At 62.5% G+C, this 20,683-nt stretch carries 24 protein-coding genes; 12 read left to right on the forward strand and 12 right to left on the reverse strand.

The genetic code is table 11. The features are described from left to right. Positions 1-2: 2 nt before the first annotated feature. Both ACX0MV_RS16160 and ACX0MV_RS16165 read left to right on the forward strand, forming a co-directional pair. Positions 3-956, forward strand: coding sequence for a hypothetical protein (locus ACX0MV_RS16160; protein ID WP_458983526.1), 954 nt, complete (start codon positions 3-5; stop codon positions 954-956). A gap of 6 nt (positions 957-962) precedes the next feature. After that, positions 963-1,535, forward strand: coding sequence for a transglycosylase SLT domain-containing protein (locus ACX0MV_RS16165; protein ID WP_458983527.1), 573 nt, complete (start codon positions 963-965; stop codon positions 1,533-1,535). 20 nt (positions 1,536-1,555) lie between these two features. Here ACX0MV_RS16165 and ACX0MV_RS16170 read toward each other — a convergent pair whose 3' ends face one another. After that, entirely contained in the window at positions 1,556-1,831 is a 276-nt protein-coding gene (locus ACX0MV_RS16170; RefSeq protein ID WP_458983528.1) for an acylphosphatase, read from the reverse strand. 4 nt (positions 1,832-1,835) lie between these two features. Beyond that, on the reverse strand, positions 1,836-2,309 hold the full coding sequence (locus ACX0MV_RS16175; protein ID WP_458983529.1) for a TlpA disulfide reductase family protein: 474 nt from the start codon (positions 2,307-2,309) through the stop codon (positions 1,836-1,838). Between the two features lie 30 nt (positions 2,310-2,339). Between ACX0MV_RS16175 and ACX0MV_RS16180 the strand changes: the two genes are divergently transcribed. Together ACX0MV_RS16180 and ACX0MV_RS16185 are read left to right on the forward strand one after the other, a co-directional pair. Further along, entirely contained in the window at positions 2,340-3,749 is a 1,410-nt protein-coding gene (locus tag ACX0MV_RS16180; protein WP_458983530.1) for a PilZ domain-containing protein, read from the forward strand. Between the two features lie 123 nt (positions 3,750-3,872). Beyond that, positions 3,873-4,265, forward strand: a complete 393-nt coding sequence (locus tag ACX0MV_RS16185; RefSeq protein ID WP_458983531.1) for a hypothetical protein — start codon at positions 3,873-3,875, stop codon at positions 4,263-4,265. Positions 4,266-4,314: 49 nt separating this feature from the next. Here ACX0MV_RS16185 and ACX0MV_RS16190 read toward each other — a convergent pair whose 3' ends face one another. Together ACX0MV_RS16190 and ACX0MV_RS16195 are read right to left on the reverse strand one after the other, a co-directional pair. Next, positions 4,315-4,506, reverse strand: coding sequence for a hypothetical protein (locus ACX0MV_RS16190; RefSeq protein ID WP_458983576.1), 192 nt, complete (start codon positions 4,504-4,506; stop codon positions 4,315-4,317). A gap of 165 nt (positions 4,507-4,671) precedes the next feature. Continuing rightward, a complete protein-coding gene (locus ACX0MV_RS16195) occupies positions 4,672-5,892 on the reverse strand; it encodes a virulence factor BrkB family protein (RefSeq protein WP_458983532.1) in 1,221 nt (406 codons plus the stop codon). Between the two features lie 116 nt (positions 5,893-6,008). Here ACX0MV_RS16195 and arsC point away from each other — a divergent pair, with 116 nt between their 5' ends. Genes arsC through ACX0MV_RS16215 form a run of 4 tightly spaced genes read left to right on the forward strand, consistent with a single transcriptional unit; the run spans position 6,009 to position 8,053 of the window. Beyond that, complete coding sequence (gene arsC, locus ACX0MV_RS16200; RefSeq protein ID WP_458983533.1) at positions 6,009-6,362, forward strand: arsenate reductase (glutaredoxin); 354 nt, start codon at positions 6,009-6,011, stop codon at positions 6,360-6,362. Next, positions 6,362-6,964: an NAD(P)H:quinone oxidoreductase gene (gene wrbA / locus ACX0MV_RS16205; protein ID WP_458983577.1), complete on the forward strand. Its 603-nt coding sequence runs from the start codon at positions 6,362-6,364 to the stop codon at positions 6,962-6,964. Before arsC ends, wrbA begins: the two co-directional genes overlap by 1 nt. Further along, positions 6,957-7,367 carry a DUF2069 domain-containing protein gene (locus ACX0MV_RS16210; protein WP_458983534.1) on the forward strand — a complete coding sequence of 137 codons (411 nt, stop codon included), beginning with the start codon at positions 6,957-6,959 and terminating at the stop codon, positions 7,365-7,367. Before wrbA ends, ACX0MV_RS16210 begins: the two co-directional genes overlap by 8 nt. Continuing rightward, positions 7,367-8,053, forward strand: a complete 687-nt coding sequence (locus ACX0MV_RS16215) for an alpha/beta fold hydrolase (protein WP_458983535.1) — start codon at positions 7,367-7,369, stop codon at positions 8,051-8,053. The genes ACX0MV_RS16210 and ACX0MV_RS16215 overlap by 1 nt, the downstream gene beginning before the upstream one ends. A gap of 10 nt (positions 8,054-8,063) precedes the next feature. Here the strand turns inward: ACX0MV_RS16215 and hda are convergent, their stop codons facing one another. From hda to ACX0MV_RS16230, 3 genes are all read right to left on the reverse strand, one after another. Next, positions 8,064-8,768 carry a DnaA regulatory inactivator Hda gene (hda, locus tag ACX0MV_RS16220; protein ID WP_458983536.1) on the reverse strand — a complete coding sequence of 235 codons (705 nt, stop codon included), beginning with the start codon at positions 8,766-8,768 and terminating at the stop codon, positions 8,064-8,066. Further along, a complete protein-coding gene (locus ACX0MV_RS16225) occupies positions 8,765-9,856 on the reverse strand; it encodes an AI-2E family transporter (RefSeq protein WP_458983537.1) in 1,092 nt (363 codons plus the stop codon). The genes hda and ACX0MV_RS16225 overlap by 4 nt, the downstream gene beginning before the upstream one ends. 130 nt (positions 9,857-9,986) lie before the next feature. Beyond that, positions 9,987-11,036 (reverse strand): DUF2066 domain-containing protein, encoded by a 1,050-nt coding sequence (locus ACX0MV_RS16230; protein WP_458983538.1) that lies wholly within the window; start codon positions 11,034-11,036, stop codon positions 9,987-9,989. A gap of 266 nt (positions 11,037-11,302) precedes the next feature. Between ACX0MV_RS16230 and purM the strand changes: the two genes are divergently transcribed. From purM to ACX0MV_RS16250, 4 genes are all read left to right on the forward strand, one after another. Next, the gene (purM, locus tag ACX0MV_RS16235; protein ID WP_458983539.1) at positions 11,303-12,361 is read left to right on the forward strand and encodes a phosphoribosylformylglycinamidine cyclo-ligase; all 1,059 of its coding nucleotides are present in this window, start codon (positions 11,303-11,305) and stop codon (positions 12,359-12,361) included. Then, on the forward strand, positions 12,361-13,026 hold the full coding sequence (gene purN, locus ACX0MV_RS16240) for a phosphoribosylglycinamide formyltransferase (protein WP_458983540.1): 666 nt from the start codon (positions 12,361-12,363) through the stop codon (positions 13,024-13,026). Before purM ends, purN begins: the two co-directional genes overlap by 1 nt. Positions 13,027-13,165: 139 nt before the next feature. Beyond that, positions 13,166-13,882 (forward strand): DUF3108 domain-containing protein, encoded by a 717-nt coding sequence (locus tag ACX0MV_RS16245; RefSeq protein ID WP_458983541.1) that lies wholly within the window; start codon positions 13,166-13,168, stop codon positions 13,880-13,882. 96 nt (positions 13,883-13,978) lie between these two features. Continuing rightward, positions 13,979-14,254 (forward strand): Rho-binding antiterminator, encoded by a 276-nt coding sequence (locus tag ACX0MV_RS16250; RefSeq protein WP_458983542.1) that lies wholly within the window; start codon positions 13,979-13,981, stop codon positions 14,252-14,254. 81 nt (positions 14,255-14,335) lie between these two features. Here ACX0MV_RS16250 and ACX0MV_RS16255 read toward each other — a convergent pair whose 3' ends face one another. From ACX0MV_RS16255 to cysM, 5 genes are all read right to left on the reverse strand, one after another. Then, on the reverse strand, positions 14,336-14,875 hold the full coding sequence (locus ACX0MV_RS16255) for a DUF2058 domain-containing protein (RefSeq protein ID WP_458983543.1): 540 nt from the start codon (positions 14,873-14,875) through the stop codon (positions 14,336-14,338). A 46-nt stretch (positions 14,876-14,921) separates the two neighbouring features. Then, positions 14,922-15,755 (reverse strand): nucleoside triphosphate pyrophosphohydrolase, encoded by an 834-nt coding sequence (mazG, locus tag ACX0MV_RS16260; RefSeq protein WP_458983544.1) that lies wholly within the window; start codon positions 15,753-15,755, stop codon positions 14,922-14,924. Positions 15,756-15,953: 198 nt separating this feature from the next. Beyond that, entirely contained in the window at positions 15,954-18,197 is a 2,244-nt protein-coding gene (gene relA, locus ACX0MV_RS16265) for a GTP diphosphokinase (protein WP_458983545.1), read from the reverse strand. A gap of 205 nt (positions 18,198-18,402) precedes the next feature. Next, entirely contained in the window at positions 18,403-19,752 is a 1,350-nt protein-coding gene (gene rlmD, locus ACX0MV_RS16270) for a 23S rRNA (uracil(1939)-C(5))-methyltransferase RlmD (RefSeq protein WP_458983546.1), read from the reverse strand. Then, entirely contained in the window at positions 19,752-20,648 is an 897-nt protein-coding gene (cysM, locus tag ACX0MV_RS16275) for a cysteine synthase CysM (RefSeq protein WP_458983547.1), read from the reverse strand. Before cysM ends, rlmD begins: the two co-directional genes overlap by 1 nt. Positions 20,649-20,683 lie beyond the last annotated feature (35 nt).

Genomic DNA, 20,683 nt, shown 5'->3' on the forward strand with positions numbered 1-20,683 from the left:
TCATGTTCAAGCGAACCATCTTGCGTCCGGTCGGCGCCGCACTCGGCGCCGCACTTTTACTTAGCGGTTGCGCCAATCAGCTGCCCCAGCGCAGCGAACACGAGGAGCGCGTCGAGCGCAAGTTGCTCGACCACAGCCTGCAGATTGATGTCGGTGAGCCGCGGGTCCTGGAGCTGCCACAACGGCGCGTGCGCGTGCATGAACAGAAGACCTTTGAAGTCACGGCCTTCGCGGTCACCCGCCGCTACGACCGCTACACCCCTTACCAGCCTTGGCGCGAGCTGTATGAGGTACCTTTGGGCGCAGTTGCAGTAGTGGCGGGTATCGGTGCCAACGTGCTCAATGTGGCGCTGCTCGGCAGCTTGCCCGACAGCGTGACAAAGGACTGGATCAGCTACGGTTTCGCCGGCCTCAATCCGCTTCTCAACGTCGAATCCAACGGCCGCTCGCAACAGAATCTCGCCGCACTCGACGAACAGCGCCAGGACGCACGGATGGAATACTCCAGCCTGCCCTGGGCCGAACGCACCGTCACCGTCAAGGCAGGTGAAAATAGCCATGAATTGCTGACGGATCGAAACGGTGTGTTGCGCCTCAACCTGCTTGATGGCCCTTTCGCCGAGCAGGACATCAGCCGCGTCGGCACCTTGCTGCTAAGCATCGAAGACCCGCAAAGCAGCGCCAAGGCGGAAGCCAGCCTGCTGGTCAGCCATACGTTGCGCGGCAAGCTGCTGGAGGCCCACGGCCTCATCTACGACGACCTGGAAGACGATGACGTCGAGCAGTGGGTACACCGGGTGAAACGTCTGTCGGAACTGGGCCTGGAAGAGGAAGCGAGCGAGCTTGAACAAAGCCTGATCGAGCTGACCCGCAATGATCCCGAGCTGCAGGACAGTTTTCTCAAGGCACTGACCCGTGACGCCGGACGCTTAGTCGCCGACCCCGGCAACGACTAGACGGCAATGGGCTCGCGCGTCGTCCTGCTGCTGGCAATCCTGCTATTCGGTACTTCCAGCCATGCCACTGTGCGCCAGGCCCCCGAACCTGAGCTGCGCAGCCTGCTGCAACGCACCGTCGCCGAGTCCGCAAGCTTCGCGGACAGGTTCGACGCAGAAGTCTGGCTGCTCGACATGTCGACCCGCCTGACGCGTTACATTCCCGAGCCTGAAGAACGCCTCACATTTCTCCGGCTGGTGCACCAGGAAGCCAGCAAAGCCGGACTTCGTCCCGACCTGGTGGTAGCACTGATCCACAGCGAAAGCCATTTCGATCGCTTTGCCATCTCATCGGTTGGGGCGCAAGGCATGATGCAGGTCATGCCATTCTGGAAAGCCGAATTAGGGCGCCCTCAGGACAACCTCACCGACAACGCGACCAACCTGCGCTATGGCTGCACCATCCTCAGCTTTTACCTGAAGAAGGAGAACGGCAACCTGAGTCGAGCGCTGGCGCGCTATAACGGCAGCCTGGGCAAATCCGCGTACCCGGCAAAGGTGATCGGCTTCTGGCACGACTACTGGTACGTCAAACCCTAAGCTGTCGTCGACCGTGAGGCTCAGCGGCGCATGATGAATCCGGCGATCCCCTGCAGCGGCTGCTCGGTCAGTTCCACAGCACTGACCTGGGCGCTTGCCGGCCCCGTCTCCAGCCACGTAGCCAGCTCACCAACCGCATCGCTATCGCCTTCGAACAGGACCTCGACGCGTCCGTCAGCCAGGTTGCGCACCCAGCCATCGAGATCGAGGCGCTCAGCCTCGGTAACCGTGTGCTGGCGGAACCCCACGCCCTGAACCTGACCGCTGACGTACCCATGCATGCAGCGCCGCGCCATAGCTCTACTCCTTCGCTTTCAATTCGGTTAGACGTGCGGTAAGTCCAGCGGCCGTCTGTTCCCCAAGCAGGCGTTCGCGCATCTGCCCTTGCGGGTCGACGAGATAGGTCACCGGTAGCACCTCGCTGCGCGGCAAGTTGAATCGCGGCGCCGGGTCTTCGGCAAGCACGGTGAACTCGATGCCGAGTTCCTGCGACGCCTTGGCCAGCTCATCGCCCTGCAGGCCGTCAAAGTTGACACCGAGCACCGTGACCGATTGATCGGCCAGTTGCCCAGCCAGGGTATTCAACTCGGGGATCTCGCTACGGCATGGCGCGCACCATTGCGCCCAGTAATTAATCACCAACCACTGGCCTTCCAGACGCTCAGCCGCTACCTTTTGCCCATGCTGATCGATACCGACCTCTTCAGAGCAGCCTGCCAAGATTAAACCGGCGAGAATTCCCGCAAATTTGAACGCCCGGAGTCGCAATACCATGCTTTCGATCCTCGCCCACGCAGGGTTGGTATGACGCTAGATGCCATGCGCCTTGAAGTGCCGGAGGTTCTCGAAGGAGAGACTATCTCCCTCGCCGATCTGAACGAGCAGCTGATTCAAGCCCGTTTGCAGCCCCAGGAAAATGGCTTGCAGGAAGTGCTCAGCTTGCTGTTTCGGCTCAACCGCAGCGTCACGACCTTACTCGAAAGACAGCGCGCGCTGCAAAGCTTCAGCGAAGAGTATCGCCACTACGCCGCGGTCTATCGTAGCGACACGCCGCCATCGAGTTTGTTCGTGCGCCTGTGCAGCGAACTGGCGGTCGGTTTCAAGCGTTTGCTGTTACAGATTCTTCAAGGTCGGCAACCCTCGCTTCCGCACCTCGCCTGGTGCCTGTACATGGCGCAGCACTTTCTCGCCCAGACCCTGCTCCGCCATTACCAGCTGTACCAGGAACCGCCCCCGAGTCTGTGGCGCGACAGCCACCTGCTGTACTGGATTGGCGAGCACCAGCAGTGTCTGGACGAACACGTGGCAGCGGCGTTTCAGCCGAGTCCGGCGACCACCTTGCGTGGCATTTACCAGCAGATGCTGCTGCTGTCGCTGAGCAACCCTTTTCACCTGGCGGACGGCCAGTGCGTGGTGCTGTTTGGCGCACTGGCACGGCTTGCCGAAACGCCACGGCTGCTGCCCTGGGATGAGGAGGATGACATTGAGGGCCCGGTCGTCGACCTGACAGAAGCTCAGCCATGCCTGAATCTGGCGCAGATGCCCAGCAGCGACTCCCGTTACCTACGCCGCTTTGAGCTTGGCGCGTTATTGATCGCACTTCACGAACCTGCCCCGCTGCAAACCAACGCCGAACGCCAATTGCTTGAGCAGGTGCAGCAACACTGGCTTGGCCGCCAGCAGCGTCGCTATGAACGCGCGGAGCAGGCAGTCGAATGCAACCTGAACATCGGATTGACGGACATTCATGCGCAACTGCTGGAAAAACGGCCAAGCCTGACCCGCGCGCAGATACTCGATACCAGTTCGGGCGGCACTCGCCTGCTATGCAACGCCGATCATGCCGCCCTGCTGGCAGTCGGCCAATTGGTGTTGCTGCTGACCAGCAGCACGACGCCGACCCTGGCCTTGGTGCGCTGGCGCCACCTCAGCGTCGACGGCCTGCACCTGGGTCTGCGCTATCTGAAAGGCCTGCCGCGCCCGGTCTGGCTGCGCCGGGCGCCAAGTGCGCAGGCCCATCCTGGGATACTGCAAAGCACCCCGACACCGGGCAATGGTTGGCATCATGGCCTCTGGCTGCCTAATGATCAGTTCGTTGCAGGGGAGAACTTCTGGCTGCAACTCGCCAGCACCAACAGCCAGGCTGCCATGCCCTTACCTCCAGCCAATCTCACCACCGCGCTGGTCAGCCGCCATCCCATGCGTCTGGGATAAAACAGCGAAACTGCGAGCGGAGTCACGCCGAGCGTCGGCCGAGTGCACAGTTTCGTCGGCAAAGTCGCGCTTATACTTCACCAAGCGTTTGCTTTGCCTCGTTATCAGCCCGGATGTGTGACCATGACCCAAGCCCATGACAAGTTGATCGGTCCCGTGCCATCGCGCATCGTCGATGTCGCGCGCTTCCTGGTCACCCCCTATGAAGGCCGCGTCGCCGAATACAACATCGCCGCCTGGTTACAGCTGCCTGGCCTCGCCACATTGCCGGTGTCATTGCTGGTGACTTACCGCGATGGCGGCCAACGCCGCGAGGTGCCGGTGGACCACGGCAAAGTCAGCGCGCACAACAAGATCCTGCTGTCTGGCATCGCTCGCTTGCCGGTGAAGCAGAAGATCGAAGACATGCAGGTCTGCCTGCGTTCAGCGGTGCCAACGCAAAGCCTGGTGGTAGAGGAATTGTTCGTCCAGGCCGTGGAAATGGCGCAGGACGACAGTCGCCAAGCGCTGGCCTGAGTCGATAAAGGCAGCACAGCAACCCCGCCTAATCGCGGGGTTTTGCTTTTCAGGAGGCGCGCACCTTTATTTCGGCAATAACCTGCGAGGCCGCCTCGCACACTTGCGTCTGCTGTACGTCTGCTACCAGGGATTCAGGCCACTGGCTGAAATGCAGGCCGGTAATACGGTTCAACCGCTCCAGGGCTTCCTGGGGGTCGCGCTGATGCAGCTTCAATATCGCGGCATTATTGGTTTTCATAGTGTCCATTGAGCCTCGCTAATCCCTGCTCTTCCGGCAGCCTGATTCAATCTGTTGATAGCAGATTGCCAAAACCGTGCCAGCATCCGTTTGCCATTTTGCCCGCCTAACCGTGCCGCCCAAATGCCGAGCAATCGATAACCACGCCGAATATGACGTTTTTTGTCACTCTTTAGGTGTGCTTAGCCACTGAGCCAGGCTTTCCCCGAACAGCGCATCCTGCTGATCATGCAGCGTCTGCAGCGCAATCTTCAGTGCGGGGTACCACGGCTCGTCCAGGTGCTCGGGAAGCTGACTCAGTTGCGGCAGCGGCCATGGGCTTTTGCTGAGCAGTTGCTGCAGGCTGTAATGGCCCAGGTCGCGGCTCAGCACCCACATCCCGGCGCCCGTTGGGGCAACCAGATGCTGCTGCTCGAGAAATTCCAGCATCTCCTCCCATTCGTACTCCGGTAACAGCCAGCCCTGCCGCTGCACATCGCGGTAGCGGATTTTCAGCCCGGATTGTTGGCGCACATGGAACACCCGCAGGATGCCCAGCATCACCAGCAACCTCGGCAGGGCTCGCTTGCGCCATTGATGGGGCGTGCCAAGGTTGCATACCAACTCCGCGCCGAGCAGCACGATCAGCCAGGAAAGGTAAATCCACAGAAGAAACAACGGGACGGTGGCAAACGCCCCGTAAATCAACTGGTAGCCCGGGAACATCTGCACATAAAGCCCGAACAGCTCCTTCGCCACCTCGAACAGCACCGCCGTAAAGAATCCGCCGAGCAGCGCGTGGGTCAGGCGAACCTGAGCGTTGGGCACCGTGGCATACAACAGCGTGAACGCGGCAACGCTCGACAGCACCGGCATAAAGCTCAGTACCACCTTCAGCCCCATGAGTGCATCGGGCCCCGAGATCAGCGACAGAGAGGCGATGTAAGTGCTGATCGCAAAACCGCTGCCTAGCAGAATCGGCCCCAGACTCAGAATTGCCCAATACAGCAGAAAGCTCGATACGCCGCGGCGGGGCTGGCGAACGCGCCAGATGGTATTGAACGCCTTCTCGATGGTGACCAACATCAGAAACGCGGTAACCGCCAGCACCACCACACCGATCCAGGTCAGTTGGCGAGCTTGGGTTGTGAAATCACTCAGGTACTGCTGCACCATTTCCCCGGCCGAGGGGACGAAGTTGCGAAACACGAAGCTCTGGATCTGCTCGCCCGTGCCCTGAAAAGCCGGCACCGCCGAAAGCATGGCAAAGGTCACGGTCATCATCGGCACCACCGCGAACAGCGTGGTGTAGGTCAAAGCTGCCGCGTTATTGATACAGCGATCCGCAATAAAGCGCCGTATAAGGAAGCGCCAGAAATCCATCCCATCGTTGACGCGCTGTAGCATGCACTCTCCTTACGACCAACCAGCAGCTCGATTTCGCGTAACGGCCCCATAGGTTTCAGCCTCAGGCCACGACGCGGGTAGAATAGCCGCCACCCGAGGCAAGATGCGACCTGCATATGACCGATCTGACCCTGTATCACAACCCGCGCTGCTCGAAATCCCGCAGCGCCTTGCAGTTGCTTGAAGAACGCGGCCTTGCACCGACCGTGGTGCGCTATCTGGAAACGCCGCTCGACGCTGTGCAACTCAAAGACCTGCTCGCGAAACTGGGAATTGCCGCACGCCAGCTCCTGCGCACCGGCGAAGACGAATACCAGACCCTCAATCTGGCCGACCCCAGCCTGAGCGACGCTCAACTCATCGCCGCCATGGCTGCGCATCCGAAGCTGATCGAACGCCCGATTCTGGTGGCAGGCGCGCGAGCGATGGTGGGCCGGCCACCGGAGAAAATCCTGGAGATTCTGCCGTGATGCCCTCCTATATTCTGGTGCTGTATTACAGCCGCCATGGCGCGACCGCTGAAATGGCCAAGCAGATTGCCCGAGGCGTCGAAATGGCCGGCATGGAAGCGCGCCTGCGCACAGTGTCGGCCGTTTCGAGCGAATGCGAAGCCGTTGCGGCCGACATTCCGGCCGAGGGCGCGCTTTACGCCAGCCTGGATGACTTGAAGAACTGCGCAGGTCTGGCTCTTGGCAGCCCGACCCGCTTCGGCAATATGGCGGCAGCACTCAAGTATTTTCTCGATGGCACCAGCAGCCTGTGGCTGACCGGCGAGCTGATCGGCAAACCCGCCGGGGTGTTCACTTCCACCGCCAGCTTGCATGGCGGCCAGGAAACCACCCTGCTGTCCATGTTGCTGCCCCTGCTGCACCACGGCATGTTGATCACCGGTTTGCCGTACAGCGAGTCCGCCTTGCTGGAGACCCGCGGCGGCGGCACCCCGTATGGCGCAAGCCATCATGCCGGGGCGGACGGTAAGCGCGCGCTCGACGAACACGAAATCAGCCTGTGCCGCGCACTCGGCCAGCGCCTGGCGAAAACCGCCCTCAAACTGGAGCCGACCCGTGGCTAAAACCCCGAAGCCCCTGCCCGCTCTGGACTGGCTGAAACCGCGCATGGCCATCAGCCGCGCCGTCACCTTGCTGAGCTTTTTCGCCTTGGCGGCGCTGCTGCTGGTCTGGAACCTGATATTTGCCAACATTCCTGGCGAGCTGCTCTGGGTCATCCTGATATTCCAGCTGGTGCCGCTGCTGCTGCTCGCCCCAGGGTTGATTCTCGGCAACGCCCGCGCCCATGCCTGGGCCTGCTTCGTCGTCAATCTGTACTTCATCCAGGGCGTGCTGGCCGCTTTCGATCCGTCCAAGGCGCTGTTCGGCTGGCTGGAAACCCTGCTCAGTTTCAGCCTGTTCTGCGCTGCCCTGATGTACACCCGCTGGCGTTTTCAATACGACCGCAAGTTGGCAGGCGAAAGCTGATGCCGCGTTTGCTGCTACTGCCAGGCTTGAATGGCAGTAGCAGCTTGTTCGCACCATTGCTTGAGCACCTGGACCCTAAGCTGGGCGCACAGGCGCTGTGTCTGCCGGCGGACTGCGACCAAGACTACGAGACACTGGCAGACCGCTTGACTGGCGATCTTGGTGAAACGCCATTCGTGCTTCTTGGCGAGTCGTTCTCAGGACCGCTGGCCTATCGCTTGGCGCTTCGCAAGCCACCGGGTCTTAGCGGCGTGATTTTCGCGGCGTCCTTTCTGCGCCGGCCACATCCCCTACTGTCGATACAGCGTTATCTACCGCTGCCGCGCAACATTCTGACGCGCGACTGGGCGATACACATGTTTTGTCTGGGTGATCACGCCAATCCGGCGCTAATAGAACTGCTGCGCAACGAGATACAGGCCACCTCAACGCCACTGCTGCGGGCCCGCCTGCAAAGCCTCAGCGAACTGCGGGAACCTGAGCCGCGACTCGATATGCCTGCGCTGCAGCTGCTCCCGCGTTACGACCGTTTAGTTGATCGCAACGCGCAGGACAGTGTGATCCGCTGTTGCAGCCACCTAAGGCAGATAACGATTGATGGCCCGCACTTCCTGTTGCAAAGCAGACCACAGGCGTGCGCAAGAGCAATCGAGCAGTTTATGGCAGAGCTTCACGCAGGGTTGTAGGTTAAGTGCCCTACCAACCCAGGGTTTCTTTGAGAAAGGGGATGGTCAGCTTGCGCTGGGCCTGCAGCGATGCCTGATCGAGTTGTTCGAGCAAGGCGAACAGCGCGCTCATGCTGCGCTCGCCGCGGGTGAGGATAAAGCGGCCGACGTCGTCTCCCAGGTGCAAGCCACGACGAGACGCGCGCAGCTGCAAGGCGCGCAACTTGTCTTCATCGGACAGTGACTGCAGCTGGAACACCAGTGCCAGGGTCAGGCGCGATTGCAGGTCCGCCAGTTGGATCGGCAGCTCCCGCGGCGAGGCATCGGCGGCCAGCAACAAGCGCCTGCCACTGTCGCGCAGGCGATTGAACAGGTGGAACAGCGCCTCTTCCCAGTCAGCCCTGCCCGCCACGGCGTCCAGATCGTCAAGGCATACCAGCTCGCACTGTTCCAGGTTGTCCAGCAACGCCGGCCCGTACTCGACCAGCTCGGCCAGCGGCAGATAAACCGCCGGCTCGCCGCGTTGTTCGAAGCGCAGGCAGGCAGCCTGCAAAAGATGACTACGACCAACCCCTTCGGCGCCCCACAGATAGATCAGGCTGTCCGTCCAGCCGGCTTCCGCTTCGCACAGGCGCTCGACATAACCGAGCGCCGCCGCGTTGGCGCCGGGGTAGTAGTTGGCGAAGGTGGCGTCGTCACGCAGACGCACGCCCAATGGCAGTTGAACGGGCGTCATGCTGGGCGGCTGGGTTCGTCCGGGGTTTCGACAGACTCCCCGTAGAGCGCGGACAGTTTGTAGAAGTCGTAGAGATGACGCACCAGCACCATGATCACCGCGGCAATCGGCAGGGCCAGCAGCACGCCGGTGAAGCCGAACAGCTGCCCGCCCGCCATGATCGCGAAAATAACCGCGACCGGGTGCAGGCCGATCCGATCACCCACCAACCAGGGCGTCAGCAGCATGCCTTCGAGCATCTGGCCGACCATGAATACCGCGGCAATCGCCAGCAGTGGGTAGAAGTCACCGCCAAACTGGAACAGCCCGGCGGTCAACGCAGCGCCCAAGCCGACGACAACACCGAGGTAAGGCACGATGCTGGCCAGCCCGGCCAGCAGACCGATCAGCAGACCAAGCTCCAGCCCGATCAGCATCAGGCCGCAGGCGTACATGATCCCCAGCGCCAGCATGACCAGCAGTTGGCCGCGCAAGAACGCGCCCAATACTTCGTGGCACTCGCTGGTCAACTTGACCACCAGGCCCTCGCGGCTGCGCGGCAACAACCCGCGCAACTTGGCTACAAGCAGGTCCCAGTCGCGCATCAGGTAAAAACTGACTACCGGAATCAACAGCAGATTGGCCAGCCACGCCAGCAAGGCCAGGCTCGACGCAGTGGCCTGGGACAACAGCATGCCGACGATGTCAGTGGTCTCGCCCAGGTGTTCGGAAAACGCCACCTTGAGCTGATCAAAACGCCAGAAGTCTTCCGCCAGTCCTAACTGCAGCTGGACCCAGGGCAGCGCATCGCTCTGCATCCAGTCGAGCATCTGCGGCGCCAGCTGATACAGACGCACCAACTGCTTGCCGAGCATGGGGACCAGTACCAGCAACATGGCCGCCAGCACCAGACTGAACAGCGCGAACACCACCACCACACCCCAGGTGCGCGAGAGTTTCCAGCGCTCAAGGCGGTCGACCAGCGGGTCGCCCAGGTATGCCAGCAGCACGCCTATCAGAAACGGCGAAAGGATCGGATGCAGCAGGTACAGCAACCAGCCGAGCAGCAACAGCCCAGCCATCCATAGCCAGCGATGTGAATCGATCATGCTCAGCCCTCAGTTGCCACGCAGGCCAGCTGCGTAGGTGCAGAGGCCGGCAAGACAATCGGTATAAACCCAAAAAAGAAACCGCTGCCAGTGCAGCGGTTTGCTTGCGACTCATGGAACGCGGCGCAGTTTACCAGCGAAAGCGCAGGACATCGCCACGTGGCTGCGGCGGCGCCACCGTGGTCGGCACTCCGCCGGCCGGCTCGACTGGCGCCTGGGCGTCCAGTGGCGGTGCTTCGGCTGCTGCCTCCTGCAGCTGCAGGAGGGCCAGTTGCGCACGCAACTGCTCGGCGTTGGCGCTGACCTGATACACCAGCCGATCACCCTGAACCTGCTGCAAGTGCGCACCGAATGGTTCGAGCACGTTCTGCAGCTGGGCATAACGGGCCAGATCGGCGCCCTCCACTTCCAGCGTCAGGCTCGAGGTTGCACCCGGTGCGACGGCGAAGCGCGGCGCAAGGCGCTCGCTTACCGCCAGCATGATGGCATCGGCCAGCGCCGTCTGATCCGCGCCTTGCGCCTTGCCCTGCTCGCGCTCGTCGCCTAACCACAGACGCCACTCGGCTTGCCACTGGCCATTCTCTTCGCGCGCCTGCACCGCCAGCAGCGCGTCCGCGGCGTAGCGCTCGGACGCAGCTCGCAAGGCAGTGGGATCGTTGCCACCCAAGTTTTCCGGTACGGCCACTAGCTGCTCGCTCAAATCAGCGATTGGCAGGCGCAACGGCAAACCGCGGTGCTGCGCAGCCGCGCTCAGGGACGCGGCGCTGCTCTGGCCATCGCCGATCAAGTTGGAGCCGCTGCTGGCGTCACTCAGCCACCAGACCAGAATCGACGGCCGATTAGCCCCCCACAGGGAAAAGCCCGCCTCGCGCAAGATGCGGTCGGTACTGATAGGGTCGAAATCGACCAGCAAATTGTCGCTTTCATAGCCGTATCGACCCACGATCTGTTGCGGATTCTTCAGCAGTTCTGCCAGGGCCGGGCTCTGCAGCGCTTCGGCATCGCCGGTCAAACGTACGACCAGGGTATTCAGCGCCTTGAGCATTGCCGCATCGCGCTCTTCCGGTTGCTGGCTGCTGACGGGTTCGCGCACCTGGTACAGGTCGCTCATCGGTGCGGCACTAAGCGGCAGGCTGAACAAGGGCATGCACAGAACGAGCAAACGGGCGATGAGGCGCATAGTAAAAGAGTCTCGAAAGTGGATATCGGCACAGCGCAGAGCAGCAACAGCGGATAACCAGGCGCCTTTGCCGGGTTTGGCACAGGCCTGGACAGCGCTATACCTTAAACAGCCACCGACGCCGCGGCAACCACTCGGGGCGGGTGGCCGCTGCCCGGCAAGCCTGATAAAATCGCGCGCCTTCGCCGACCGGCAGCAATACCGCCGAAGCCCGACGGGCTTCCTCAGCTGGCGCACACCGACTTTTCCCTTAAAGGCCTGGATCTATGAGCAAGCAACCCTCCATCAGCTACAAGGACGCAGGCGTCGACATCGATGCAGGCGAAGCCCTGGTCGAGCGCATCAAAAGCGTCGCCAAGCGCACCGCACGTCCGGAAGTCATGGGTGGCCTGGGCGGCTTCGGCGCGCTGTGCGAGATCCCGGCCGGCTACAAGCAACCGGTGCTGGTCTCCGGCACCGATGGCGTTGGCACCAAGCTGCGCCTGGCGCTGAACTTGAACAAGCACGGCAGCATCGGCCAGGACCTGGTCGCCATGTGCGTCAACGACCTGGTGGTGTGCGGCGCCGAGCCGCTGTTCTTCCTCGACTACTACGCCACCGGCAAACTCAACGTCGACGTGGCCGCCACCGTAGTCACCGGCATCGGCGCTGGTTGTGAACTGGCAGGCTGCTCCCTGGTCGGTGGTGAAACCGCTGAAATGCCCGGCATGTACGAAGGCGAAGACTACGACCTGGCTGGCTTTTGCGTCGGTGTGGTGGAAAAAGCCGAAATCATCGACGGCTCCAAGGTCGCCACGGGTGACGCGCTGATCGCCCTGCCGTCTTCCGGCCCGCACTCCAACGGCTACTCGCTGATCCGCAAGATCATCGAAGTGTCCGGTGCCGATATCGAAACCACCCAGATCGACGACAAGCCGATGGCCGACCTGCTGATGGCGCCAACCCGCATCTACGTCAAACCGCTGCTCAAGCTGATCAAGGACACTGGCGCGGTCAAGGCCATGGCCCATATCACTGGCGGCGGCCTGCTTGACAATATTCCGCGGGTACTGCCTAAGGGCGCTCAAGCGGTGGTCGACGTCGCCAGCTGGACCCGTCCGGCGGTATTCGACTGGCTGCAGCAGGCCGGTAACGTCGACGAGCACGAGATGCACCGCGTGCTCAACTGCGGCGTCGGCATGGTCATCTGCGTCGCTCAGGATCAGGTCGAAATCGCCCTGCAAACCCTGCGCGATGCCGGCGAACAGCCCTGGGTCATCGGCCAGATCGGCGCAGCCGCCGAAGGCGCTGCCCAAGTCGTACTGAACAACCTGAAAACTCACTGATGCCGAGCGTCTGCAATGTAGTGGTGCTGATCTCCGGCTCCGGCAGCAACCTGCAGGCATTGATCGACAGCATCCAGGCCGACGCCGAAACCTCAACGGGTCACCCGGCGCGCATCGGTGCGGTGCTCGCCAACCGCGCCGATGCGTACGGCTTAAGCCGTGCGCAACAGGCCGGCATTCCGACCCAGGTGCTCGATCACAAGCAGTTCGATGGCCGCGATGCCTTCGATGCGGCGCTGATCAAGGCCATCGATGGCTACGCGCCAGACCTGGTGGTGCTGGCCGGCTTCATGCGCATCCTCACCCCGGCATTCGTGCGCCACTATGCAGGGCGTCTGCTGAATATCCACCCTTCGTTGCTGCCCAAGTACAAGGGCTTGCACACCCATCAGCGGGCGCTCGAAGCGGGCGACAGCGAGCATGGCTGCAGCGTGCATTTCGTCACCGAGGAACTCGATGGTGGGCCTCTGGTCGTACAGGCAGTCGTCCCGGTACAGCCGCAGGACACGCCCGACAGCCTGGCGCGTCGCGTGCACGAACAGGAACATCGGATTTATCCCCTGGCGCTGCGCTGGTTTGCCGAGGGGCGTTTGTCGCTGACGGACCAAGGCGCGCTGCTCGATGGCGAACCGCTGCCGGCCACCGGTCACCTCGTACGGGCATAGGTTTGGTTCGCCAAAACAGCCACAGACTACGCGGCTTGTGTCGCCTGCGCTTTCCGGTCAGGCTAAGCCGCACGGCGGCGAACGAACGGGCCAACATCCCCTCCCCGCCGTCCACTGATAACAGCGTCTAGGAGACATCATGCGTCGCGCCTTACTGCTCGCTCTCGCCCTATTCAGCTTCCCTGCCCTTGCAGCCGAAGTGAAACCGTTTTCCGCCAGCTACACCGCGGACTGGAAGCAACTGCCGGTCAGCGGTACGGCGGAACGCAGCCTGAAATCCCTTGGCGACGGTCGCTGGGAACTGAGCTTCGAAGCCTCGATGCTGGTCGCCAGCCTGACCGAGCAAAGCACCTTTCGCATGGACGGCGATGCATTTCTGCCGCTGGCTTACCGCTACGAGCGCAGCGGCCTGGGTAAGGGCAAGGAGATCGAGCACGATTTCGACTGGAACGAGAAGCAGGTGATCGGCAATGACCGCGGAACGCCGGTGCGCATTCCGCTGAATCGCGGCATGCAGGACAAATCGACTTACCAGTTGGCCTTGCAGTATGACGTCGCCGCCGGCGAGCAGAGCATGAGCTACCAGGTGGTGGACGGCGATGAAATCGAAACCTATGACTTCCGCGTGCTCGGCGAAGAAGTGGTACGCACCAAAGCCGGTCTGATCGACGCGATCAAGGTCGAGCGGGTTCGCGATCCGACCCAGAGCAGCCGCAAGACCATTCTGTGGTTCGCCAAGGACTGGAGCCACCTGCTGGTTCGCCTGCACCAGGTCGAGACCGACGGCAAGGAATACCAGATCATGCTCGACCAAGGCACGGTCGACGGCAAGGCGGTTGAAGGTCGCCGCGACTAGGCGCAGCGCAGGTCCAACAAGCCGGGCGATCGCCCGGCTTTTTATTGCCAGGAAGCACGTCTACGCTTGGGCAAAACTCGCCGCCTGGAGCCTCCGATGACCGACGCCTATCAACCGCTGGCCTGCGATCTGTACGACTATCTGGAGATCGCCTGCATGCACCACTACGCCCTGCTTATCGAACTGGACGACGGCAGCTGCCTGAACGCCGAGGCGCTGACCACTGAAACCACGCCGAGCAAGGAAGAGTTTCTGATCGTGCGCGGCGCCAGCGGCGAACAGCGGTTGCGCCTCGACCGACTGATCGCGATTACCGCGCAGAATCCCGGTGCGCTTTTCGGTCGCGTGTTGCTGGGTAATCGCACCTGCTAATCCAGCGCTGGCAGAGGCTGTTTGAATGACGACCATCGCGCACGCCACGCCGGAATCCGGAATTTCGACGCGGCTTGCGGTTTACCACATGAGGTCGTCGGGCACCTGATAGGCCGCGTAGGGATCGTCCGCATCGGCTGCTTCGGTGGGGGTATTGAGCAGGATCACCCGGCGCGGATCGCGCTCCTGGATCTTCAATGCTGCCTCACGCGGAATCACTTCGTAACCGCCGCCGCTGCGTACGATGGCCAGCGAGCCACGGCTGAGCTTGTCGCGCATCAAGGCATTCACCGACAGGCGCTTGACCTTCTTGTCGTCGACGAAGTTGTAGTAGTCCTCGGTGGTCAGCTTGGGCAGACGGGACACCTCGATCAATTGCTTGATCTGCGCGGCGCGGGCCTTCTGTTCGATCTTTTCCTGCTGCTGGCGATTCAGCTCCTGATCACGCGCGGCCTTTTCCGCCATGGCCTGTTGCGCGGCAAGCTTCTGCGACTCGTCCTTCTCCGCCTGGCCTTTCTGCACCAAGCGCTGCTGCTTCTGCTTTTCCTTGCCGACCTGCTTGGCCTGCTTTTCGTTGACCAGCCCGGCTTTGAGCAACTGGTCGCGTAGTGAGAGAGCCATAACCTACCTTACCGACGAGCAATAGATGTTGGGTGGCAGCACGGGGTCAACACTCCCGAGGCTGCTGTTTTTCCAGTTTCTTGGCTTCGCCCCAGAGCGCATCCAGTTCTTCCAGGGGGCAATCTTCCATGGCGCGGCCTGCTTCGCGCAATGCCTGCTCGATAAAACGGAAGCGCCGCTCGAACTTGCCATTGGCGGCGCGCAACGCGGTTTCCGGGTCGACCTTGAGATGACGGGCCAGGTTGGTGGCCACGAACAGCAGGTCGCCGAGCTCTTCGGCTATCGCCTGCGGGTCGCTTTCGCTCATGGCCTCGAGCACTTCATCGAGCTCCTCGCGCACCTTGTCCACCACTGGCAAGGCGTCCGGCCAGTCGAACCCGACCTGGGCGGCACGCTTCTGCAGTTTGACCGCACGGCTCAAGGCCGGCAGCGCAGTGGGCACATCGTCGAGCAGCGACAGTTGCTCGGGCGCGGGCGCATGCTCGGCGCGCTCCTGCGCCTTGATGTCTTCCCAGCGCTTTTTGACCGCTGCTTCATCCAGCGTGGCGACATCGGGCGCGCCGTACAGGTCGCCGTCGGGGAACACGTGTGGGTGGCGCCGCAGCAATTTGCGGGTAATGCCGTCGACCACCTGGGCGAACTCGAAACGCCCCTCCTCCCGTGCCAGCTGACTGTAATACACCACCTGAAACAGCAGGTCGCCGAGCTCGCCGGGCAGGTGATCGAAGTCGCCACGCTCGATGGCGTCAGCCACCTCATAGGCTTCCTCGAGGGTATGCGGCACGATGCTGGCGTACGACTGTTTCAAGTCCCACGGGCAGCCATGCAAGGGGTCGCGCAAGCGCGCCATCAGGTGCAGCAGATCGTCGAGTTGGTACATAGGGTTCCTTGGTCAACGTAGTCCGGATGCAATTCGGGATATCCCGCACAATTTTCCCGGATTTCATCCGGGCTTCGAAGTGCGCTTTTGTAGGGTGGACATGGCGCAGCCTTGTCCACCGCCGGCGTCCAGATGGCGGACAAGCCTTAGGCTTGTCCGCCCTACGCTATTGCAGGCTTGCAGATAAAGCGCAGCAGCTCAGGAAGCCCTGTGGCGGCGCGCCTCGATGATATTCGGCAGCTGGCTGATGCGCCCGAGCAGACGCCCCAGCGCGTCCAGCCCTGGGATCTCGACAGTCAGCGACATCGACGCGGTGTTGTCATCCTTGTTCGAGCGCGTGTTGACCGCCAGCACATTGAGCTTCTCGTTGAGCAACACCTGGGTCACGTCGCGCAGCAGACCGGAACGGTCATAGGCCTTGATGATGATGTCCACCGGGTAGGTCTGCACCGGCACCGGGCCCCAGCTGACCTGAATGATTCGCTCCGGCTCGCGACTGCCGAGTTGCAGCACCGAGGCGCAATCCTGACGGTGAATACTCACCCCGCGGCCCTGGGTGATGTAGCCGACGATCGGATCGCCCGGCAGCGGCTGGCAACAACCGGCCATCTGCGTCAGCAGGTTGCCGACGCCCTGGATCTGGATATCGCCCCGCTTGCCCGGTTTGAAGCCCAGGGCCTTGCGCGGGATCAGCTCAAGCTGCTCGTTGACCCGGTCCGGTTCGACCAGTTGCTGCGCCAGGTTGACCAGGTGCGCCAGGCGTAGATCGCCGGCCCCGAGCGCCGCCGCCATGTCGTCGCTGGTTTTCAGGTTGGCCTTTTCCGCCAACTTGTCGAAGTCCACGTGGGGCAGACCGAGGCGCAGCAGCTCGCGTTCCAGCAGCGCCTTGCCGGCGGCGACGTTCTGATCGCGGTCCTGCAACTTGAACCAGTGGACGATCTTCGCCCGCGCCCGCGAGGTGGTGACGTAGCCGAGGTTGGAGTTCAGCCAGTCGCGGCTCGGTGTACCATGCTTGCTGGTGATGATCTCCACCTGCTCGCCGGTTTGCAGGCTGTAGCTGAGCGGTACGATGCGTCCGTTGATCTTCGCGCCGCGGCAGTTGTGGCCGATTTCGGTGTGCACGCGGTAGGCGAAGTCCAGCGGCGTGGAGCCCTTCGGCAGGTCGATCGCATGGCCGTCCGGAGTGAACACATACACCCGATCCGGTTCGATATCGACGCGCAGCTGTTCGGCGAGGCCGCCGATATCGCCCAGCTCCTCGTGCCATTCGAGCACCTGGCGCAGCCAGGAAATCTTCTCCTCGTAATGGTTGGAGCTGGCTTTGACGTCAGTGCCCTTGTAGCGCCAGTGCGCGCACACACCCAGCTCGGCTTCCTCGTGCATGGCGTGGGTGCGGATCTGCACTTCCAGCACCTTGCCTTCCGGACCGAGAACGGCGGTGTGCAGTGAGCGGTAGCCGTTTTCCTTGGGGTTGGCGATGTAGTCGTCGAACTCCTTGGGAATGTGCCGCCAGAGCGTATGAACGATGCCGAGAGCGGTGTAGCAGTCGCGCATCTCCGGCACCAGCACGCGCACCGCGCGCACGTCGTAGATCTGGCTGAACTGCAGGCCCTTGCGCTGCATTTTCCGCCAGATTGAATAGATGTGTTTGGCCCGACCGCTGATGTCGGCCTTGACCCCGGTGGCTTCAAGCTCTTCGCGCAGGTCGCCCATCACATCATTGATGTACTGCTCGCGGTCGATCCGCCGCTCATGCAGCAGCTTAGCGATCTGCTTGTACTGCTCCGGCTCCAGGTAGCGGAACGACAGGTCTTCCAGCTCCCACTTGATATGACCAATGCCGAGACGGTGGGCCAGCGGGGCATAGATATCGAAGACCTCGCGGGCCACGCGCTGACGCTTCTCGTCATCGGCTTCCTTCACCGCGCGAATCGCGCAGGTGCGCTCGGCCAGCTTGATCAGCGCCACGCGCACATCGTCGACCATGGCGACCAGCATCTTGCGCAGGTTTTCCACCTGCGCCTGAGAGCCCAGCACCAGCGAGTCGCGCGGGTTCAGGCTGGCGCTGATTGCCGCCATGCGCAGCACACCTTCGACCAGCTTCGCCACCACCGGGCCGAAACGCTGATGCACGGCGGCCAGGGTGACCTTGCCTTCACGCACACCGCGGTAGATCACCCCGGCGATAAGGGAATCCTGATCCAGCTTCAGATCGGCCAGAATCTCGGCGATCTCCAGACCGGACCGGAAACTGGATGCCCCTTCGGACCACAGGTTCTGCGCCGCGTTGGCTTGCTGCTCGGCCTCGCGAGCGAACTCGCAGGCATCGCGCAGGGCGTCCAGCTCGAGGGCCGGATCGACGCTCAATACGTGGGCCAGCCAGGCCTCTAGGTTGATGCTGCCGTCATCGTTGATCGGCTGATGCGCTCTAACCTGAACCATCTTGCTTACCTTCCATAGGGTGCACCCTGGCACACCTCAAAGTCGCCAACCTCTGCGGGTCGGTCGGTTTAACTACGTCGGGCGCAATCCCGTGCGCCCCTACAAAAACCTTGGCATAAGCCGCGCGACCTGGCTGCAACACGCCATACCGTCCATCCGCTTATGCGCCCAACTTCATGCAATCATCGCGACCTGCGCCTGGCTTCTAACGTTCGAATAACGCCATGGCCTCAACGTGGGCCGTCTGCGGGAACATGTCGAGGATGCCCGCTCGCGTCAATCGGTAACCCTGCTGACGCAACTCGGCGCTATCACGCGCCAGCGTTGTCGGGTTGCACGATACGTACAGCACGCGCTTGGCGCCAAAACCTGCCATCTGCTTGACGGCCTGCAATGCGCCATCACGGGGCGGGTCGAGCAGCACCGCAGCAAAGCCGCCGTCGGACCACCCCGCGCCAAGCAGCGGGTTCGACAGGTCGGCCTGAAAAAAGTGCACGTTATCCAGGTTGTTGGCATTTGCATTGCGCGCGGCTCGTTCGACCATCGCCGCCACGCCCTCCACCGCCACCACTTCCCTGGCCTGGGTCGCCAGCGGCAGGGCGAAATTACCCAGCCCGCAGAACAGATCCAGCACCCGCTCGCCAGGCTTAACCGCCAGCCAGTCTAGCGCCTGAGCAACCATGGCCTGATTGATGGCAGCGTTGACCTGCACGAAATCTCCGGGCCGGTAGCCCAGTTGTAAATTCCAGGCATCCAGGCGGTAACCCAGGTGATGGGACTCATCAAAAGGCTGCGGCTCGTCTGCGCCCTGCAACCAGAGCTGGGCGTCGTGGCCGCGGCAAAAGCTCACCAGCAGCGCCAGATCGCTATCACCCAGCGCGGCGGTATGGCGCACCAAAACGGCGCTGGCATCGCCTTGAAACAACTCCACATGGCCGATGGCCTGGGGCTTTTGCAGCGCCTGCAGCGCACCCGGCAACGCCCGCAGGATCGGCTGCAAGGGCTGTACCAGCACCGGACACTCACTGATGGCAATGATGTCCTGACTGCCCGCAGCGCGAAAACCAACCTGCAGCTGCCGGGCCTTGGCGTCCCAGCGCACCGCAATTCGCGCGCGCCGACGATAGGCCAGTTCGGGACCGACCAGCGCAGGCGCCCACGTCTCGGGCTGGATATCCGCCAGGCTGCTCAGTTGCTCGGCAAGCATGCGCTGCTTGAGCTCAAGCTGATCGGCATGGGGCATGTGCTGCAGGCTGCAGCCGCCGCACGTGCGGGCATGCACGCAGGGCTCCTCACGCCGCGCCGGGCTGGCCGTGAATATGCGTTCGACCCGCGCCTCGACCACCTTGCCGTGGGCACCCAGCACCCGCGCTTCGATCTGCTCGCCGGGCAAGGCGCCGCTGACGAACCAGGTGCGACCGTCGACGAAGGCAATACCGCGGCCGTCGTTGGCCAGGCGCTCGATGCCGAGTTTCTGTTTCTTGCCCACCGGCACCTGCGGCGCGCGCGTGCCGCCGCTGGGTTGAAAACGTAGACCGCCGTCTTTCTTGGCCATCAGTTGCTGGGCGCGTCGTATACGCCGCTGGACAGGTAACGGTCGCCGCGGTCGCAGATGATCGCCACCATCACCGCATTTTCGACTTCTGCCGACAGGCGCAGCATGGCCGCCACCGAGCCGCCGGAAGAAACGCCGCAGAAGATGCCTTCCTCACGCGCCATGCGGCGCATCACGTCTTCGGCCTCGCGCTGGGCCATGTCGATGATCCGGTCGACCCGCTCGGCCTGGTAGATCTTCGGCAGGTATTCCTCGGGCCAGCGGCGGATGCCCGGTATCGAGGCGCCCTCCATCGGTTGTAGGCCGACGATCTGCACGTCTGGCTTGTTCTCCTTGAGGTAACGCGAGACGCCCATGATGGTGCCGGTGGTGCCCATCGAACTGATGAAATGGGTGATCTGGCCGCCCGTCTGCTGCCAGAGCTCGGGGCCGGTGGTGCGGTAATGGGCTTCGGGGTTGTCGCCGTTGGCGAACTGGTCGAGCACCTTACCCTTGCCGTCCGCCTGCATCTGTAGCGCCAGATCGCGCGCTTCTTCCATGCCGCCAACCAGAATCAGTTGTGCGCCGTAGGCACTCATGGCGGCCTTGCGCTCGGCGGTGGAGTTGTCCGGCATGATCAGGATCATCCGGTAGCCCTTGATCGCCGCTGCCATGGCCAGGGCGATGCCGGTATTGCCGCTGGTGGCCTCGATCAGCACATCGCCTAGCTGGATGTCACCGCGCAGCTCGGCGCGGCTGATCATCGAGAGCGCCGGACGATCCTTCACCGAGCCGGCCGGGTTATTGCCTTCAAGCTTGACCAGCAGCGTATTGGAAGTATTACCGGGCAGGCGCTGCAAGCGCACCAGCGGGGTGTTGCCGACGCAATCGGCGATAGTGGGGTAATGCGGGGTCATGGCGTCGATCGAGTCCAGACAGCAACAAGGGCGCC

It is taken from the genome of Pseudomonas cistanchae (genome assembly GCF_054483635.1).

Excerpts from the sequence above, each read along its gene's own strand:
- ACX0MV_RS16160 (WP_458983526.1), top strand. The coding sequence starts at position 3 with ATGTTCAAGCGAACCATCTTGCGTCCGGTCGGCGCCGCACTCGGCGCC.
- ACX0MV_RS16165 (WP_458983527.1), top strand. The coding sequence starts at position 963 with ATGGGCTCGCGCGTCGTCCTGCTGCTGGCAATCCTGCTATTCGGTACT.
- ACX0MV_RS16170 (WP_458983528.1), bottom strand. The coding sequence starts at position 1,831 with ATGGCGCGGCGCTGCATGCATGGGTACGTCAGCGGTCAGGTTCAGGGC.
- ACX0MV_RS16175 (WP_458983529.1), bottom strand. The coding sequence starts at position 2,309 with ATGGTATTGCGACTCCGGGCGTTCAAATTTGCGGGAATTCTCGCCGGT.
- ACX0MV_RS16180 (WP_458983530.1), top strand. The coding sequence starts at position 2,340 with ATGACGCTAGATGCCATGCGCCTTGAAGTGCCGGAGGTTCTCGAAGGA.
- ACX0MV_RS16185 (WP_458983531.1), top strand. The coding sequence starts at position 3,873 with ATGACCCAAGCCCATGACAAGTTGATCGGTCCCGTGCCATCGCGCATC.
- ACX0MV_RS16190 (WP_458983576.1), bottom strand. The coding sequence starts at position 4,506 with ATGAAAACCAATAATGCCGCGATATTGAAGCTGCATCAGCGCGACCCC.
- ACX0MV_RS16195 (WP_458983532.1), bottom strand. The coding sequence starts at position 5,892 with ATGCTACAGCGCGTCAACGATGGGATGGATTTCTGGCGCTTCCTTATA.
- arsC (WP_458983533.1), top strand. The coding sequence starts at position 6,009 with ATGACCGATCTGACCCTGTATCACAACCCGCGCTGCTCGAAATCCCGC.
- wrbA (WP_458983577.1), top strand. The coding sequence starts at position 6,362 with ATGCCCTCCTATATTCTGGTGCTGTATTACAGCCGCCATGGCGCGACC.
- ACX0MV_RS16215 (WP_458983535.1), top strand. The coding sequence starts at position 7,367 with ATGCCGCGTTTGCTGCTACTGCCAGGCTTGAATGGCAGTAGCAGCTTG.
- hda (WP_458983536.1), bottom strand. The coding sequence starts at position 8,768 with ATGACGCCCGTTCAACTGCCATTGGGCGTGCGTCTGCGTGACGACGCC.
- ACX0MV_RS16225 (WP_458983537.1), bottom strand. The coding sequence starts at position 9,856 with ATGATCGATTCACATCGCTGGCTATGGATGGCTGGGCTGTTGCTGCTC.
- ACX0MV_RS16230 (WP_458983538.1), bottom strand. The coding sequence starts at position 11,036 with ATGCGCCTCATCGCCCGTTTGCTCGTTCTGTGCATGCCCTTGTTCAGC.
- purM (WP_458983539.1), top strand. The coding sequence starts at position 11,303 with ATGAGCAAGCAACCCTCCATCAGCTACAAGGACGCAGGCGTCGACATC.
- purN (WP_458983540.1), top strand. The coding sequence starts at position 12,361 with ATGCCGAGCGTCTGCAATGTAGTGGTGCTGATCTCCGGCTCCGGCAGC.
- ACX0MV_RS16245 (WP_458983541.1), top strand. The coding sequence starts at position 13,166 with ATGCGTCGCGCCTTACTGCTCGCTCTCGCCCTATTCAGCTTCCCTGCC.
- ACX0MV_RS16250 (WP_458983542.1), top strand. The coding sequence starts at position 13,979 with ATGACCGACGCCTATCAACCGCTGGCCTGCGATCTGTACGACTATCTG.
- ACX0MV_RS16255 (WP_458983543.1), bottom strand. The coding sequence starts at position 14,875 with ATGGCTCTCTCACTACGCGACCAGTTGCTCAAAGCCGGGCTGGTCAAC.
- mazG (WP_458983544.1), bottom strand. The coding sequence starts at position 15,755 with ATGTACCAACTCGACGATCTGCTGCACCTGATGGCGCGCTTGCGCGAC.
- relA (WP_458983545.1), bottom strand. The coding sequence starts at position 18,197 with ATGGTTCAGGTTAGAGCGCATCAGCCGATCAACGATGACGGCAGCATC.
- rlmD (WP_458983546.1), bottom strand. The coding sequence starts at position 19,752 with ATGGCCAAGAAAGACGGCGGTCTACGTTTTCAACCCAGCGGCGGCACG.
- cysM (WP_458983547.1), bottom strand. The coding sequence starts at position 20,648 with ATGACCCCGCATTACCCCACTATCGCCGATTGCGTCGGCAACACCCCG.